The organism is Dechloromonas denitrificans (assembly GCF_020510665.1).
Lineage (GTDB): Bacteria > Pseudomonadota > Gammaproteobacteria > Burkholderiales > Rhodocyclaceae > Azonexus > Azonexus denitrificans_B.
In genome coordinates this window covers 3,171,558-3,187,246 of sequence record NZ_CP075187.1, presented here as the reverse complement: position 1 = coordinate 3,187,246, position 15,689 = coordinate 3,171,558, and the positions used below count along the sequence as shown (strand labels likewise).

14 protein-coding genes are annotated in these 15,689 nt (G+C 61.7%); 9 read left to right on the top strand and 5 right to left on the bottom strand.

The genetic code is table 11. The features are described from left to right. Positions 1-15: 15 nt before the first annotated feature. Positions 16-5,391: an Hpt domain-containing protein gene (locus tag KI614_RS15010; protein WP_226406658.1), complete on the top strand. Its 5,376-nt coding sequence runs from the start codon at positions 16-18 to the stop codon at positions 5,389-5,391. A 31-nt stretch (positions 5,392-5,422) separates the two neighbouring features. On the opposite strand, the gene KI614_RS15005 is transcribed toward KI614_RS15010, so the two are convergent. Next, positions 5,423-6,829 carry a cryptochrome/photolyase family protein gene (locus KI614_RS15005; protein WP_226406657.1) on the bottom strand — a complete coding sequence of 469 codons (1,407 nt, stop codon included), beginning with the start codon at positions 6,827-6,829 and terminating at the stop codon, positions 5,423-5,425. Between the two features lie 38 nt (positions 6,830-6,867). Here KI614_RS15005 and KI614_RS15000 point away from each other — a divergent pair, with 38 nt between their 5' ends. From KI614_RS15000 to KI614_RS14975, 6 genes are all read left to right on the top strand, one after another. After that, complete coding sequence (locus KI614_RS15000; protein ID WP_226406656.1) at positions 6,868-7,428, top strand: YqgE/AlgH family protein; 561 nt, start codon at positions 6,868-6,870, stop codon at positions 7,426-7,428. Continuing rightward, complete coding sequence (ruvX, locus tag KI614_RS14995; RefSeq protein ID WP_203467836.1) at positions 7,421-7,855, top strand: Holliday junction resolvase RuvX; 435 nt, start codon at positions 7,421-7,423, stop codon at positions 7,853-7,855. Before KI614_RS15000 ends, ruvX begins: the two co-directional genes overlap by 8 nt. Next, complete coding sequence (gene pyrR / locus KI614_RS14990; RefSeq protein WP_226406654.1) at positions 7,839-8,348, top strand: bifunctional pyr operon transcriptional regulator/uracil phosphoribosyltransferase PyrR; 510 nt, start codon at positions 7,839-7,841, stop codon at positions 8,346-8,348. Before ruvX ends, pyrR begins: the two co-directional genes overlap by 17 nt. After that, entirely contained in the window at positions 8,341-9,300 is a 960-nt protein-coding gene (locus KI614_RS14985; RefSeq protein WP_203467834.1) for an aspartate carbamoyltransferase catalytic subunit, read from the top strand. Before pyrR ends, KI614_RS14985 begins: the two co-directional genes overlap by 8 nt. Before the next feature lie 3 nt (positions 9,301-9,303). After that, the gene (locus KI614_RS14980; RefSeq protein ID WP_226406652.1) at positions 9,304-10,557 is read left to right on the top strand and encodes a dihydroorotase; all 1,254 of its coding nucleotides are present in this window, start codon (positions 9,304-9,306) and stop codon (positions 10,555-10,557) included. A gap of 139 nt (positions 10,558-10,696) precedes the next feature. Continuing rightward, complete coding sequence (locus tag KI614_RS14975) at positions 10,697-11,035, top strand: ComEA family DNA-binding protein (RefSeq protein ID WP_264178074.1); 339 nt, start codon at positions 10,697-10,699, stop codon at positions 11,033-11,035. A 51-nt stretch (positions 11,036-11,086) separates the two neighbouring features. Here KI614_RS14975 and KI614_RS14970 read toward each other — a convergent pair whose 3' ends face one another. From KI614_RS14970 to KI614_RS14955, 4 genes are read right to left on the bottom strand one after another with little or no spacing between them, the layout of a single operon-like run. Continuing rightward, entirely contained in the window at positions 11,087-11,380 is a 294-nt protein-coding gene (locus KI614_RS14970; protein WP_226406650.1) for a DUF167 domain-containing protein, read from the bottom strand. 7 nt (positions 11,381-11,387) lie between these two features. Next, positions 11,388-11,921, bottom strand: coding sequence for a YggT family protein (locus KI614_RS14965; protein WP_203467830.1), 534 nt, complete (start codon positions 11,919-11,921; stop codon positions 11,388-11,390). Positions 11,922-11,923: 2 nt separating this feature from the next. Beyond that, positions 11,924-12,736 carry a pyrroline-5-carboxylate reductase gene (gene proC, locus KI614_RS14960; RefSeq protein ID WP_226406649.1) on the bottom strand — a complete coding sequence of 271 codons (813 nt, stop codon included), beginning with the start codon at positions 12,734-12,736 and terminating at the stop codon, positions 11,924-11,926. Further along, positions 12,733-13,422, bottom strand: coding sequence for a YggS family pyridoxal phosphate-dependent enzyme (locus tag KI614_RS14955; protein WP_226406648.1), 690 nt, complete (start codon positions 13,420-13,422; stop codon positions 12,733-12,735). The genes proC and KI614_RS14955 overlap by 4 nt, the downstream gene beginning before the upstream one ends. A gap of 53 nt (positions 13,423-13,475) precedes the next feature. On the opposite strand from KI614_RS14955, the gene KI614_RS14950 reads away from it, so the two are divergent. Beyond that, entirely contained in the window at positions 13,476-14,519 is a 1,044-nt protein-coding gene (locus tag KI614_RS14950) for a type IV pilus twitching motility protein PilT (protein ID WP_203467827.1), read from the top strand. A gap of 30 nt (positions 14,520-14,549) precedes the next feature. Beyond that, positions 14,550-15,686: a PilT/PilU family type 4a pilus ATPase gene (locus KI614_RS14945; protein WP_319002666.1), complete on the top strand. Its 1,137-nt coding sequence runs from the start codon at positions 14,550-14,552 to the stop codon at positions 15,684-15,686. Positions 15,687-15,689 lie beyond the last annotated feature (3 nt).

The following is a 15,689-nucleotide window of genomic DNA, read 5'->3' as shown; positions in this document are numbered from 1 at the left end:
GCAACGGAATTTGATTTGGGCCCGCTCTCCTGGGTCAAGGCGGAGATCGACCTGGCTCTGGAGCGCGCCGAGCAGGCGTTGGCCCAGTCGGCGGGCGGAACCGATGTCACCCAGCTCAAATTCTGTCGCACCCACGTGCACCAGGTACACGGGGCCCTGGCCATCGTTGGCCTGGATGGGGTCACGCAGATCAGTGATTCGCTCGAACTCCTCTTGCAAGGGCTTGAAGAGGGGCGTCTGCTTGCCGATCAGGCTTGCTTGACGGCAATTGGGCAGGCTTTGTCGGCCCTGCGACAATATCTCGATGACCTGATGCTGGGCGAACCGAACCAGCCGCTGCGTCTTCTGCCTGTCAGCCAGGCCTTGAAGGCCGCCCGCGGAATGCCGGCCGGCCATGCCAGCGAACTGTTTTACCCCGATCTCAGCCTGCGGCCGCCCAAGCGTTGGGCTGGTGCACCAACGGTCAGTCCGGACGAATTGAAAGCGGCGCTCAAGACCGAGCGCATGCGTTACCAGAAAGGCCTGCTCAGCTGGCTCAAGAAACCGGCGGAAGCTGAAGCCGGGCGTCAGCAAATGCGCCAGGCACTGGCCGGCGTCGAGGCGCTGCAGGAAGCACCGGCGGCGCGTTCGTTCTGGTGGGTCGGGCTGGCTTTCCTTGATGCACTGGCCGCCCCGGAAGTCGCTGCCGATGCGTCGGCTCGCCAGCTTTGCTCGCATTTCGATGCCCAGATCCGGCGTTTGCTCGAAGGCTCGAACAGTATCGCCGAACGCGTGATGCGCGAAGCCCTGTATCACGTGGCGCAGGCCCCGGCGGAACTCAGCCCGCAGATTGCCCAGGTGCAATCGACCTTTGCCTTGCCGGCACTTTTGCCATCGGCCGTCCCTCTGGCCGGTCCCAAACCGCAGGATGCCGCGTTGCGCAAATTGCGCGAAGCGCTGGCCACGACCGAGGAGTTGTGGAATCGCTTTTGCACCGGCAGCGCCAGCAGCCTGACCAGTTTTGTCGACCATGCACGGGTCTGCGCGACGCTGACCGAGGACATCGGCTATACCGACCTGAAACGCCTGGGGCAGGGCCTGGGGGCCATTGCCAACTGGCTCTCCGAAGCGCCGGGACGACATAACGATACGGTCGCCATGGAAGTTGCGACCGCGATTCTGCTGTTGCAGAACGCTCAGGAAAGTTTCCACCGCCTGGGTACCGATTTCGCCCAGCAGGTCGATTTGATGGTCGCCCGGCTGTACGCCTGTATTGCCGGCAAACCGATGGCCGGCGACCAGGCCCTGCCGGCGCTCGATGAAATGACACGGCGGGCGCAGGAGCGTCTGCTGATCGGCCAGGTCGGCAAGGAAATTCAGAGTAATCTGGCACAGATCGAGCAGGCGCTCGACGTTTTCTTCCGCGAGCCGGCCAAGGGCCTGGATTTTGCACCGATCGACGGCCCGCTCAAGCAGATTGGCGGCGCTTTTGCGATGCTGGGTCACTTTGCCGCGGTCAACAGTCTGAAAGCCTGCGGCGAACACATTCGCCAGTTTGCCGCGCCGGATCAAACACCGACACACGATGACTTCGAGGCGTTGGCCCAGCAGCTTTCCCTGCTCGGATTCTTCGTCGATTCGCTGCAACACGGCGAAACCGATTTCGATGCCTTCGTTCGTCGTCAAAAAGGCGGTGCCGCGGTCGACCCGGCGGCCGAGGCAGAAATGCCCCATGCCACGGTTGAAGCCCAACTGGCCGAGCAAGCTCGTGAAACGCGCAACCTTGTCGAAGCCTTGCGTGAATCGCCGGAAGATCTCAATCTGCAGGACGAGCTCAAGCAGAACCTCAAATCGATTCAAAAAGATGCCGACCTGGTGGCCGACCGCGAGCTCGGCGAGTCAGCCAAGCTGGCCCTCGAAGCCCTGCAAAGCGGTGGCGTCGATGCCGCGCTGTCTGGCCTGCCGTCCGGCACGCTCGACGCACCGCCGCCCTCGGCCGCAACATTGCAACTGGCCGAAGCCAGTCATGCCGACATTGATGCCGAACTGCTGGCCATCTTCCTTGAAGAAGCCAACCAGGTGCTGGAAACGATCGGCGAGCAGGCCGCGCGACTGGTTGCCGCGGCAAATGACGTCGACGCGCTGACCATCATCCGTCGTTCAACGCATACGCTGAAAGGTAGCGGACGCATGGTCGGCCTCAAGGATCTGGGCGAAACCGCCTGGGCGCTTGAACAGACCCTGAATCACTGGCTGCAACAGGATCTGCCGGTTACGCCGGCGTTGCACACGATGATTGCCGACGAGCATCGCCTTTTCAGCGCCTGGGTGGCCTGTCTCGAAAGCGGGCAGGGCGCCTTGCCCGACCCGACCGGATTGATTGCCATGGCGGCACAACTGCGTGGTGCCAGCGCCCCGGAATTGCCGCTGCCGGTCGAGTCGACCGCAGCAACCTCCGCCGTTCAGCAAATTGAATTGCCGGTGCCGGATAGCGCAACCGATGCGCCATCGATCCTGCTTGATCTGCCGGAAACCGACATACTGGAAGCCGAAGCCGAAGCCGAAGCCGAAGCCGAAGCCGATGTGCATCTCCAGGTTACGGCCGAGGCGCTGGAGGATTTGCTGGTCGCCGACGAGCAAGTGCTGCGGTCAACCCCCGAAAAAGCCGAAATTGCCGCGCCCACCGTGGCGCCGACGCTGTACGACATTTTCCGAGAAGAAGCGCGTGGCCATCTGCAGACGCTGATCGACAGCCATGCCGCGCTCGACGCGGCGCCGGATGCGCCGACCACCTTTGAGATGACGCGCGCCGCACACACGCTGGGCGGCATTTCAGCCACGGTCGGCCTGATGCCGCTCAACCACCTGGCCATCGCCCTCGAACATGCCTTGCTGCGGCGTGACAGTTCCGCCCAGCCGGACAGCATCGAGGGGCTGGAAACCGTGCGTCAGAGCATCATGATGCTCGAAGAGATGTTTGCCGGCCTGGCGGCACAAAAAGCACCTGATGAACAGCCGCAACTGATTGTCGCGCTGGACGAAATCTTCCTCGCGCCAGCCGTCGACGAAACCCCGGAAACGCCGCAGCAGAGCGCACAGATCATTCCGCTGCACGCCGAGATGCCGCCTCCTGCCGCACCGGCCAGCACGCCGATTCCGTTGGCCCCCTTGCTCAACGATACGCTGGACGAACAGCTGCTGCCGATTTTCCTTGAAGAGGCCGGCGACCAACTGCGCGATCTGGCAAGCCATCTGCGTGCCTGGCGTGCCGACCCGGCACTCGATGCCCATCCCAAGGCGATTGCCCGCCTGCTGCACACCTTCAAGGGCAATGCCCGCATGGCCGGGGCGATGAACCTTGGCGAGCTGACGCATCTGCTGGAAACGCGGGTTGATGAAACACTCAAGGCCAATGCGCCTGATGGCATCCCGTTCGACGAACTTGAGGCTGGTTTCGATGCGCTGGCCCAGACGGTCGATGCATTCCGCCGCGGCGCGCATTTGCTCGCCGAACCTGGCTCCGATGCCGATACTGAGGATGACGAAACGGCGATGCCGGGCGGAAGTCCGGGGGCAGACATTGAGGTCGAAACGGCTGGGGCGCAATACGGCAGCTTGCGCATGCGCGCCGACCTGGTCGATCGACTGGTCAATGAAGCCGGCGAGTTGGCCATTGCCCGGACGCGTATCGAAGGGGAAATGCGCAACCTGAAGGGATCGCTGCTCGACTTGACCGAAAACGTCATTCGTCTGCGCCGCCAGTTGCGAGAAATCGAAATCCAGGCTGAAGGCCAGATGCAGGCGCGGGTTGCGCAGGAGGGGCAGGCCGAGTTCGATCCGCTTGAACTCGACCGCTTTACGCGCTTCCAGGAATTGACGCGCTTCATGGCCGAATCGGTCAATGACGTCGCAACGGTGCAGCAGAATCTGCTCAAGAACCTGGACGATGCGAATGCCGCAATCATCGCCCAGTCGCGCCTCAACCGCAGTTTGCAGCAGGAACTGATGGCTGTCCGGATGATTCCGTTTGCCAGCCAGTCAGAGCGCCTTTACCGCATCGTTCGGCAGACTGCCAAGGAAGTCGGCAAGCGGGCCAACCTCGACATCGCCGATGGTCAGGTCGATATCGACCGTTCGGTGCTCGACAAAATGCTGGCGCCGCTTGAGCACATGCTGCGCAATGCCGTGACGCACGGCATCGAAAGCCGCGAACAACGGCTGGCGGCCGGCAAGTCCGAAGTCGGCGAAATCACGCTGAAGCTGGCCCAGGAAGGCAATGAAATCATCCTGACGCTGGCCGATGACGGCAAGGGTCTCGATCACCAACTGATTCGCGCCCGAGCCGAAGCCATGGGTCTGCTTGCGCCGGATGCTGCGGTCGACGCGGCCCAGTTGCACGATTTCATTTTTCACCCCGGTTTCTCGACCGCGGCCGAACTCAGCCAGCTGGCCGGGCGCGGCGTCGGCATGGATGTGGTCAAGACCGAAGTGGCGGCGCTGGGCGGCCGGATCGAAACCCTCTCACAACCGGGCGCCGGCAGTACATTCCGGATTTATCTGCCGCTGACTCTGGCAATGGCCCAGACCTTGCTCGTTCGGGCCGGCGCGCAGCGTTATGCCGTGCCCTCGACGATGATCGAGCAGGTGCTTGAGCTCAAGGAAAAGGGACTGACCGCCTTGCGTGAAAAGGGCGAGGCCGAATGGCAAGGTAATCGCTACCCCTTCCATTTCCTGCCGCATTTGCTGGGCGATGCGGCGGCAGTTCCCGAAGCGCACCGTCAATACTGGGTGCTGCTGCTGCGCTCGGGGACGCAGCGGGTCGCTGTGCTGGTCGATGAGCTCAAGGGCAACCAGGAAGTCGTGGTCAAGAACATCGGTGCGCAACTGGCGCGTGTCGTCGGTATTTCCGGTGCCACGGTGCTGGGCGACGGCCAGGTTGTCCTGATCCTCAATCCGGTCGCCCTGGCGGCCCGGGCGCCGCTGGCTACCCCGCAGACCACGACACCGGCCGAGGCCGTGCCGGTTGCAGCCGGTGCTACCTTGCCGACCGTCATGGTGGTCGATGATTCGCTGACGGTCCGCAAGATCACCAGTCGCCTGCTGCTCCGCGAAGGCTATCAGGTGGTTCTGGCCAAGGATGGGGTCGATGCGCTGGAGAAATTGCTCGATGTGCAGCCCGATGTCGTGCTTTCCGACATCGAAATGCCACGCATGGACGGTTTCGACCTGCTGCGCAACATTCGCGCCGACGAGCAGTACAAGCATCTGCCGGTGATCATGATTACTTCGCGTACCGCCGACAAGCATCGCAACTACGCGCTCGAAATCGGGGCCAATCATTATCTTGGCAAGCCCTACGACGAAGACGAATTACTCGGACTGGTTGCCGGTTACTGCAAAAAGGCCGGCTAGCCCGGCACCTTCCTGAGCTTGCGCTGGCGTTTCAGCGTTTGACTACGGCATAGCGGGCCAGCGTTTCGTCGCGGGCCTTGGCATGGTCGACAATCGGGCCGGGGTAATCCCGGCCGATGACGACGCCCAGCGCTTCCTGCTCGATACGCCCGATCAGCCACGGTGCGTGGATGTATTTGTTGGCGACCTGAGCCAGTTCCGGCACGTAGCGGCGGATGAATTTGCCCTCCGGATCGAATTTTTCCGATTGGGTGACCGGGTTGAAAATCCGGAAATAAGGCTGGGCATCGCAGCCGCTCGACGAGGCCCATTGCCAGCCGCCGTTGTTGGCCGAGAGGTCGAAGTCGATCAGCTGTTCGGCAAAATAACGTTCGCCCAGGCGCCAGTCGATGCCGAGATCCTTGGTGAGAAACGAGGCGACGATCATGCGCAGCCGGTTGTGCATCCAGCCGCTGTGCTTGAGCTGGCGCATCGCCGCATCAACCAGCGGATAGCCGGTACGGCCTTCGCACCACGCGGCGAAGCCGGCCGGCCAGTCGGCCCAGCGGATGGCGTCATATTCCGGCTTGAAAGCCTGACCGACGACATGCGGGTGACGGTCAAGAATCATGAAATAAAAATCGCGCCAGATCAGCTCGCTGAGCCAGACATCCGCCTCGCGCGAGACGGCTTCGCGGACCAGTTGGCGGATCGACAGCGTGCCGAAGCGCAGATGAACCGACAGATAGGAGACGCCCTTGACGGCGGGAAAGTCGCGCAGGCTGCCATAGCGCAAGATGCGCTGTTCGCGGAAATCATCCCACAGTGCTTCGGCGCCGGACATGCCGGGGCGGATGCCGACTTCGTGCAGGTCGGTCGCGGCAAAACCGAGTTCAGCCAGTGTCGGCACGCCATTGGCCGGGCCGGGGGCGAATTGGCCGGTACAGCGATATTCGGCCCAGTCTGTTGCGGTCAACCGCTTCAACCAGGCATTTTTGTACGGCGTGAATACGGAGAACGGCTTGCCGGCCTGGGTCAGTACTTCGTCGCCATCGAAGATTGCCTGATCCTTGCAGCCCTTGAAGGCGATGCCATCAGCCGCCAATCGGGCGGCAACATCGGCATCGCGTCGCTTGGCTTCCGGTTCGTAGTCGCGGTTGGCGTACACCGCAGAAACGCCCAGTTGGCTGGCCAGTCGGGGAATTTCAGTATTTGCCGGGCCGTGCAAGACGATCAGCCCGCCCCCTTTGGCGCGCAATGCGCTATCCAGTTCAAGCAGCGACTCGTGAATGAAATGGACGCGCCGGTCGTGGCGCGACGGCAGGGCGGCGAGGATTTCCGTGTCGAAAACAAAGGCACAGTGAACTTCGCCGGCCTCGGCAAGGGCCGCACTGAGGGCGGCATGATCGTGGTCGCGCAGGTCGCGGCGGAACCAGACAAGAGCTTTTTCGTGTTTCATGGTTGGTTTGTACCCGACCGGGCATTAAAATTCCAGTCATGAACAGCGTCAACCTGACCGATCACTTCCTCATCGCCATGCCGGCGCTGGAGGATCCGTATTTTTCCAATGCCTTGGTCTACATCTGCGAGCACAACGAAAACGGGGCGCTCGGGATTATCGTCAATCGTCCGATCGACATGAATCTGGCCGGCTTGTTCGAGAAAATCGACATCAAGCTTGAAGCGCCGGAGATGGCCGATCTTCCGGTGTATTTTGGCGGCCCGGTGCAGCTTGACCGGGGTTTTGTCCTGCATCGGCCGATCGGGGAATGGCAGTCGACGCTGGTCGTCAATCCCGCTGTCGGGCTGACCAGTTCGCGCGATGTGCTGGTTTCGGTCGGCAGTGCCGGCCTGCCGGGCGAGATTCTGGTCAGTCTGGGTTACGCCGGTTGGGAGGCCGGGCAACTGGAAAGCGAATTGGCACAAAATTCCTGGTTAACCGTGCCAGCGCAGCCGAGCATTCTTTTCGACCTACCGCCGGAAGCACGTCTGCCTGCGGCGATGCAGGCCCTGGGGATCAGCTTCACGCAACTTTCCGACGTGGCCGGGCATGCCTGACGGCACGGTTCTGGCCTTCGATTTCGGCGAAAAACGTATCGGCGTGGCAACCGGCGAAACCCTGCTTGGCAGCGCTCATCCGCTGGCTGTGATCCGGGCCGAGTCGAACGACGATCGCTTCGCCCAGATCGGCAAGCTGATCGCCGAATGGCAGCCGGTCCAGCTGGTCGTCGGCCTGCCGACCCACGTCGATGGCACGCCGCACGACATGACGCGTCTGGCGACCAAGTTCGCCGAGCGTCTGAAACGCCGCTTCAATCTTCCCGTGGCTTTTGCCGACGAGCGACTGACCTCGCTCGATGCTGAATCCCGCCTGCGCGAAACCGGTCGCAACAGCAAGTCGGCCAAGCCGCTGCTCGATGCCGTAGCCGCCCAACTCATCCTTCAAACCTGGTTCGAAAGCCCGCACCATGTCACCCCTGAATAATCCCCTGCCCGACGCCGAAGCCCAGTGCCGGCAACTGGCCGAACTGATTCGCCCGCAACTGCACCGCAACCCGGCGCTGGTCGGCGTTTATAGCGGCGGCGCCTGGATTGCCGAACGCCTGCGCGAATTGCTCGGCTTGCCCGACGCCATCGGCCTGATCGATGTCTCGTTCTATCGTGACGATTTCGCCGCCAAGGGCCTGCATCCGCAGGTCAAGCCGACGGTCATCCCGTTCGACGTCGAAGGTCGTCACATCATCCTGGTCGATGACGTGCTCTACACCGGCCGCACGACGCGGGCCGCGATCAACGAGCTGTTCGACTACGGTCGTCCGGCCTCGATCGAACTGGCCGTGCTGGCTGATCGCGGTGAACGCGAATTGCCGATCGGCGCAAAGCATTGTGTCTGGGATGTCGCCCTCGGCGAAGGTCAGAGCCTGGTGCTGGCCAGGCAGGACGACGGTCAACTGGTCTGGAGGCTGGAAAATGCATAACCCGCAGCTGAACAAAAATGGCGAACTGATTCACCTGTTGTCGACCGAAGGCTTACCTAAGGCAATCATCACGCAGATTCTCGACACCGCCGAATCCTTCATGGAAGTCTCGGCGCGCGACGTCAAGAAAGTCCCGCTGCTGCGCGGCAAGAGCGTCTTCAACCTGTTTTTCGAGAACTCGACGCGCACCCGGACAACCTTCGAGATCGCCGCCAAGCGTCTGTCGGCCGATGTGATCAATCTCGACATCAACAAGTCTTCGGCGAGCAAGGGCGAAACCCTGCTCGATACCATCGACAATCTCTGCGCGATGCACGCCAACCTGTTTGTCGTGCGTCATGCCTCGAGCGGCGCGCCTTACCTGATTGCCGAGCACCTGAAGCGGGTCGGGCGCGACGACATCCACGTCGTCAATGCCGGCGACGGCCGGCACGGGCACCCGACGCAGGGCTTGCTCGACATGTACACCATTCGTCACTACAAGAAGGACTTCACGCAGCTGCGTGTCGCCATCGTCGGCGACTTGCTGCATTCGCGCGTCGCCCGTTCCGATATTCACGCCCTGACCACGCTCGGCGTGCCCGAAGTCCGCGCCATCGGCCCGGCCACGCTGCTGCCCAAGCATCTCGACAAGCTTGGCGTGCATGTCTTCCACGACATGGAGGAAGGCCTCAAGGATTGCGATGTGGTGATCATGCTGCGTTTGCAGAACGAGCGCATGACTGGTGCGCTGCTGCCCTCGGCCGGCGAGTATTTCCGCCATTACGGGCTGACGCCGCAGAAGCTGGCGCTGGCCAAGCCGGATGCCATCGTGATGCATCCGGGGCCGATGAATCGCGGCGTCGAAATCCACTCGGCGGTGGCCGATGGGGCGCAGGCCGTGATCCTGCCGCAGGTCACCTTCGGCATTGCGGTTCGCATGGCCGTCATGAGCATTGTTGCGGGGAACTGATCCATGAATATCGAAATCAAGAATGGCCGCGTCATTGACCCGAAAAATGGTGTCGACCGCAGTACGTCGCTGTACCTCGTCGATGGCCGGATTGCCTCACTCGACGCGGCTCCAGCCGGCTTCGTCGCAGGCCAGACGATCGATGCCGCCGGTTGTGTCGTCTGTCCCGGCCTGATCGACCTGAGTGCCCGCCTGAACAGTATCGAAGCCGAACTGGCCGCCGCCGTCGCCGGGGGCGTGACCTCGGTCGTCGTTCCGCCGGACGCCGATCCGCCGCTCGACGAGCCGGAACTGGCCGATCGCCTGGTCCATCGTGGCGAGGAAATCGGCAAGGCCCACATCCTGCCACTCGGTGCGCTGACGCTCGGCCTCAAGGGCGAGCGCCTGTCCGAACTGGCCGGTTTGAAGAAGGCCGGCTGCGTGGCCTTTTCGCAGGCCAACAAGCCGGTGGTCGATACCGAGGCGCTGCTTCGGGCGATGGAATACGCCGCCACTTTCGGCTTCGCCGTCTGGTTGCAGCCGCAGGATTACTGGCTGGCGCGCAATGGCATCGCCCACGAAGGCGAAGTGGCCAGCCGCCTCGGTCTGGCCGGCATCCCGGTTGCCGCCGAAACCATCGCCATCGCGACCATCGTTCAGCTGGTGCGCGACACCGGCTGCCGCGTCCATCTGACCCGCCTTTCATCGGCTGCCGGCGTGGCGCTGCTCGCCCAGGCCAAGGCTGAAGGCCTGCCGGTCAGCTTCGATGTCGGCGTGCATCACCTGCATCTGACTGAAAATGATATTGGCTTCTTCAACCGCCAGGCTCGTTTCGACCCGCCATTGCGCACGCAAAATGACCGCCAGGCGCTGTCGACCGCAGCAGCCAGCGGTCTGGCTGCGATTTGTTCCGATCACACGCCGGTCGGTGCCGACGACAAGTTACTGCCTTTTGCCGATGCCAAGCCAGGCGCCACCGGTCTCGAACTGCTGTTGCCGCTGACCTTGAAGTGGGCCGAGGCTGCCAAGTTGCCGCTATCCGCTGCCATCGCCCGGATTACCCAGGCGCCGGCCGAGGTACTGGGGCTGGATATCGGCCATTTGACGCCGGGCAGCGTTGCCGACATCTGCGTCTTCGATCCGCAGGCCAATTGGTTGGTGACGCCCGAGGCTCTCAAGAGCCGTGGCAAGAATTCGCCGTGGCAGGGCTATGAAATGACCGGCAAGGTCCGTTCAACCCTGGTTGGCGGGCGTCTTGTCTTCTCCTCGGTTGGCTGATTTCCTGGCTCAAAAATGCAAAACAAATAATTACATTTGCATTTAAAACCGGGTTGTATGATGCGAATGGCATTCTGGCTGCAAGGCTGGAATGCCATTTTTCATTGACGCATTCATCCTTCCGGGAGGCAACACATTCATGAAAACCATTCTGACCCTGATTCTTGCCATGCTGGCCAGCATCAATTTTGCATTTGCTGCGGTCGACCTCAACTCTGCAACGGCGGCTGAACTTGAAGCAGTGAAGGGTTTGGGGCCGGCCAAAGCCAAGGCAATCGTCGATTACCGCACCAAGAACGGCCCGTTCAAGTCGGTCGATGACCTCAAAGGCGTCAAGGGCTTCGGAGCCAAAAGTGTCGCCAAGATGCAGGGTGAACTGACGGTGGGCGGTGCCGGCGCCAGCGCACCCAAAGCGACTCCTGCTGCTGTCGCCCCTGTGGCCAAGCCGCCAAAGCCGGCTGCACCGGGCAGCAAGTAAATCATCATCTGGATCAATGGCAGAGCGGCGGCTTGTTCCGCCGCTTTTGCTTTACAGCGTCAGCAATCGGGCGATGGCCTGACTGTCGCTGCCGGTGACTTCCAGGATCTTGCGGCGCGAAGTCTGGCCGCTTTTCAGGTTGACCGCGGATTTCGGCAAACCGAGCACCTCGGCAACGAATTTGACCAGGGCTTCATTGGCCTTGCCATCGACCGGCGGTGCAGCCAGCCGGATTTTCAGCGCATCGCCATGCAGCCCGGCAAATTCGGTCTTTTTTGCGCCGGGCTGAATGTGCAGCGTCAAGGTGATGCGGCCATCGGCCGCGAGGCGGAACCAGTCGCTCAAATTGATCTCAGAGGAACATCAGGGCAACTTGCAGCAGCAGGATGGCGACCAGCGGTGACAGGTCGATGCCGGAAATCAGCGGGACGAAACGTCGGATCGGATCGAGCAGGGGCCGGGTCAGCTGGTGCGCCGGGGCGCTCAGCGGCGAATAGGGATTGATCCATGACAGGACGGCCTGCAGGATCAGGGCGCCGATCAGGATATAGACGCCCAGTCGAAGCACGGCACGTACGCTGAACCACGCGACCATCAATGCCAGGCTGGCTGGGTCGGCCGATAGCGCAACCGGGGAAAGTCCGATCAACAGCCCGGAAAGCAGCACCTGCATGGCCAGCGCGGCCAGTAAGCTGGCCCAGTCGAAACCGCCAGCCCCGGGGATTACCCGGCGTAGCGGCTTGACGGCCCAGTTGGTCAGCGCCACGACGAAGTTACCGAGCTGGCCGGAAAACGAAACGCGCATCGCCTGCATCATGAAACGCAGCAGGAACAGGGTGCAGAAGAAACTGACGACAGCGTCGAGCAGAAAGATCACCGGCTGCATGCTCAGGCGGCTCCGAGCAGCTTGCCAAGTTCCTGACCACGGGCTTCAGCCGCCATGACGCCGGCGATGATGCCTTCCTTGACGCCTTTGTCGGCCATCACCTGCAAGGCAGCTGCCGTGGTGCCGCCTTTCGAGGTGACCCGTTCGCGCAGTACGGAAGCGGGTTCTGGCGATTGAGCGGCGAGGGCGGCCGCGCCCTGGACGGTTTCGATGGCCAGTTGGCGGCCTTGTTCCGGTGTGAAGCCGAGGTCGGCTGCCGCCTGCTGCAGTGCCTCGATGAACAGGAAGACGTAGGCCGGGCCGCTGCCCGAAACGGCGGTGACGCCGTCCATCTTGCCTTCGTCATCGATCCAGACAGTGCTGCCGACGGCGCGCAGCACGCGGTCGGCCGCTTCGCGTTCGGCTTGGCTGACTTCCGGCAGCGGGCAAAGGCCGGTAATGCCGGCGCCGATCAGGGCCGGGGTGTTCGGCATGCACCGGACGATATGGCGATGGCCGCCGAGGAAGCGTGCCAGCGTTTCCAGGTCGAGGCCGGCAGCGATGCTGACGACAACCGCCTGGCCGAGCTTGCCGACGAGCGGTACGACAGCTTCTTTCATCTGTTGCGGCTTGACGGCGAGCACCAGCAGGTCGCCGACGGCGGGCAGCAATTCGGCTGCCGCGTAGCAGTTGACCGCGTAAGTTGCGCTCAGCTTTTCACGGGCTTCGCTGCCTGGATCGATGACATTGATATCTGCTGCGACAAACCCCTGTTTCAGCATGCCGCCGATCAGCGCGTTGGCCATATTGCCGCCGCCAAGAAAAGTAATCTTCATGTGTCGTTTCTTTCACCAAAAATGGCCGTGCCGATGCGGACAATCGTCGCACCTTCGGCAACGGCAGCTTCAAGATCGTGGGACATGCCCATGGAAAGGGTGTCGAGCGGCACGCCGGCTGCCCGTACTGCGTCGGCGATCAGTTTGAGCCGACGAAAAGGTTCGCGTTGTGCGGCCGGGTCATCGCAGGGTTCGGGAATTGCCATCAGGCCGCGCAGGTTCAGCTTGGGCAGGGCGGCGACGGCCAGACACAGGGCGACCGCTTCATCCGGGGCGCAGCCGCTTTTGCTGGCTTCGCCGGAAACATTAACCTGGACGCACACCTGAAGCGGCGGCAACCCGATGGGGCGCTGGGCTGACAGGCGTTCGGCAATCTTCAGGCGCTCGATCGAATGGACCCAGGCGAAGTGTTCGGCGACCTGGCGGGTCTTGTTACTTTGCAGCGGGCCGATGAAATGCCATTCAAAACCGTGGTCGACCGTGGCAAGCGCCTTTTCGCTACCTTCCTGGAGATAATTTTCGCCAAAGGCATGCTGTCCGGCTGCGCCTGCCGTCAGGACATCGGCCAGCGGCTTGGTCTTGCTGACGGCCAGCAAATGGACGGAATCGGGCGCACGACCGGCTGCGATGGCGGCCCGGGCGATGCGTTCCCTGATTGCTTGCAGGTTGGTAGCGATTGCGCTCATAATCTTTTGGAATTACGTCAGTTTCCAGTATACACGCGCCTCAAGGACGATCCATGGACATTACCGAACTGCTGGCTTTCAGCGTCAAGAACAAGGCTTCCGACTTGCACCTGTCGGCCGGCCTGCCGCCCATGATCCGGGTGCACGGCGATGTTCGGCGGATCAACCTGCCGCCGATGGAGCACAAAGATGTTCATGGCATGGTCTATGACATCATGAATGACGGCCAGCGCAAGGTTTATGAAGAAACGCTGGAGTGCGACTTCTCCTTCGAAATTCCCAACCTGGCGCGTTTCCGGGTCAATGCCTTCAACCAGCAGCGGGGTGCCGGCGCCGTTTTCCGGACCATTCCGACCAAGGTCATGACGCTGGAAGAGCTCAACTGTCCGAAGATTTTCCGCGAAATTTCCGAGTATCCGCGCGGTATCGTACTGGTCACCGGGCCGACCGGCTCGGGCAAGTCGACGACGCTGGCGGCGATGGTCAATCACGTCAATGAGAACCACTATGGTCATATCCTGACGGTCGAGGACCCGATCGAATTTGTGCACGATGCCAAGAAGTGCCTGATCAACCAGCGTGAAGTCGGGCCGCATACCCTGTCTTTCTCGAACGCCCTGCGCTCGGCGCTGCGCGAAGATCCGGACGTGATCCTGGTCGGCGAAATGCGCGACCTCGAAACCATCCGCCTGGCTCTGACGGCGGCCGAAACCGGCCACCTGGTATTCGGCACGCTGCACACTTCTTCGGCTGCCAAGACGGTCGACCGTATCGTTGACGTTTTCCCGGCGGCAGAAAAGGAAATGGTTCGTTCGATGCTGTCCGAGTCGCTGCGCGCCGTCATTTCGCAGACCCTGCTCAAGACCAAGGATGGCGCCGGTCGCGTGGCCGCCCATGAAATCATGATCGGCACGCCGGCCATCCGTAACCTGATTCGTGAAAACAAGGTGGCGCAGATGTATTCGGCGATCCAGACCGGCCAGAATGTCGGCATGCAGACGCTGGATCAGAATCTGCTGGACATGGTTCGGCGCGGTATTGTTTCGAGCAACGATGCCCGCAACAAGGCATCGAACAAGGATGCTTTCCCGGCCTGATCGGTCGCGGCATAAAAACCAAGGAAAAATATGGAACGCGATCAGGCAATGAAGTTCATGCACGATCTTTTGCGCCTGATGTCGCAAAAGAAAGGCTCCGATTTGTTCATCGCCGCCGGTTTTGCACCAGCGATCAAGATCGATGGCAAGGTGACGCCGGTGTCGAACCAGGTATTGACGGCACAACACACCGCCGAGCTGGCCCGCTCGATCATGAACGACCGCCAGGCGGCCGAGTTCGAGGCGACCAAGGAGTGCAATTTCGCCATTTCGCCTTCCGGTATCGGGCGCTTCCGGGTCAATGCGCTGGTGCAGCAAGGTCGCGTCGGTGTCGTGTGCCGGACGATCAACATGACGATTCCGACACTCGATGAGTTGCACATGCCGCCGGTGCTCAAGGATCTGGCGATGAGCAAGCGCGGCCTGATCATCTTCGTCGGCGGCACCGGTACCGGCAAGACGACCTCGCTGGCTGCCTTGGTCGATTACCGCAACGAGAATTCCTTCGGCCACATCATCACCATCGAAGACCCGATCGAATATGTGCACGAGCACAAGAACTGCATCGTGACGCAGCGCGAAGTCGGCGTTGATACTGACGACTGGGGGCCGGCCTTGAAGAACACCCTGCGCCAGGCACCGGATGTCATCCTGATGGGCGAAATCCGCGACCGCAACACGATGGATTACGCCATCGCCTTCGCCGAAACCGGCCACCTGGCGCTGGCTACGTTGCACGCCAACAGCGCCAATCAGGCGATCGACCGGATCATCAATTTCTTCCCCGAAGAGCGTCGCCAGCAATTGCTGATGGATCTGTCGCTCAATATGCGGGCCATGGTTTCCCAGCGCCTGCTGCCCAAGAAAGACGGCAAGGGGCGGGTTGCCGCGATCGAGGTGATGCTCAATTCGCCGCTGATCGCCGATCTGATCTTCCGTGGCGAGGTGCATGAGATCAAGGAAATCATGAAGAAGTCGCGCGAGCTGGGCATGCAGACCTTCGACCAGGCCCTGTTCGATCTCTACGAAGCCGGCAAGATCAGCTATGAAGATGCATTGCGCAACGCCGATTCGCTCAATGACCTGCGCTTGCAGATCAAGTTGTATGGCAAGGAGTCGAAGGATCGTGACCTGAGTAGCGGTCTGAACCATCTCGATATCGTCTGATTG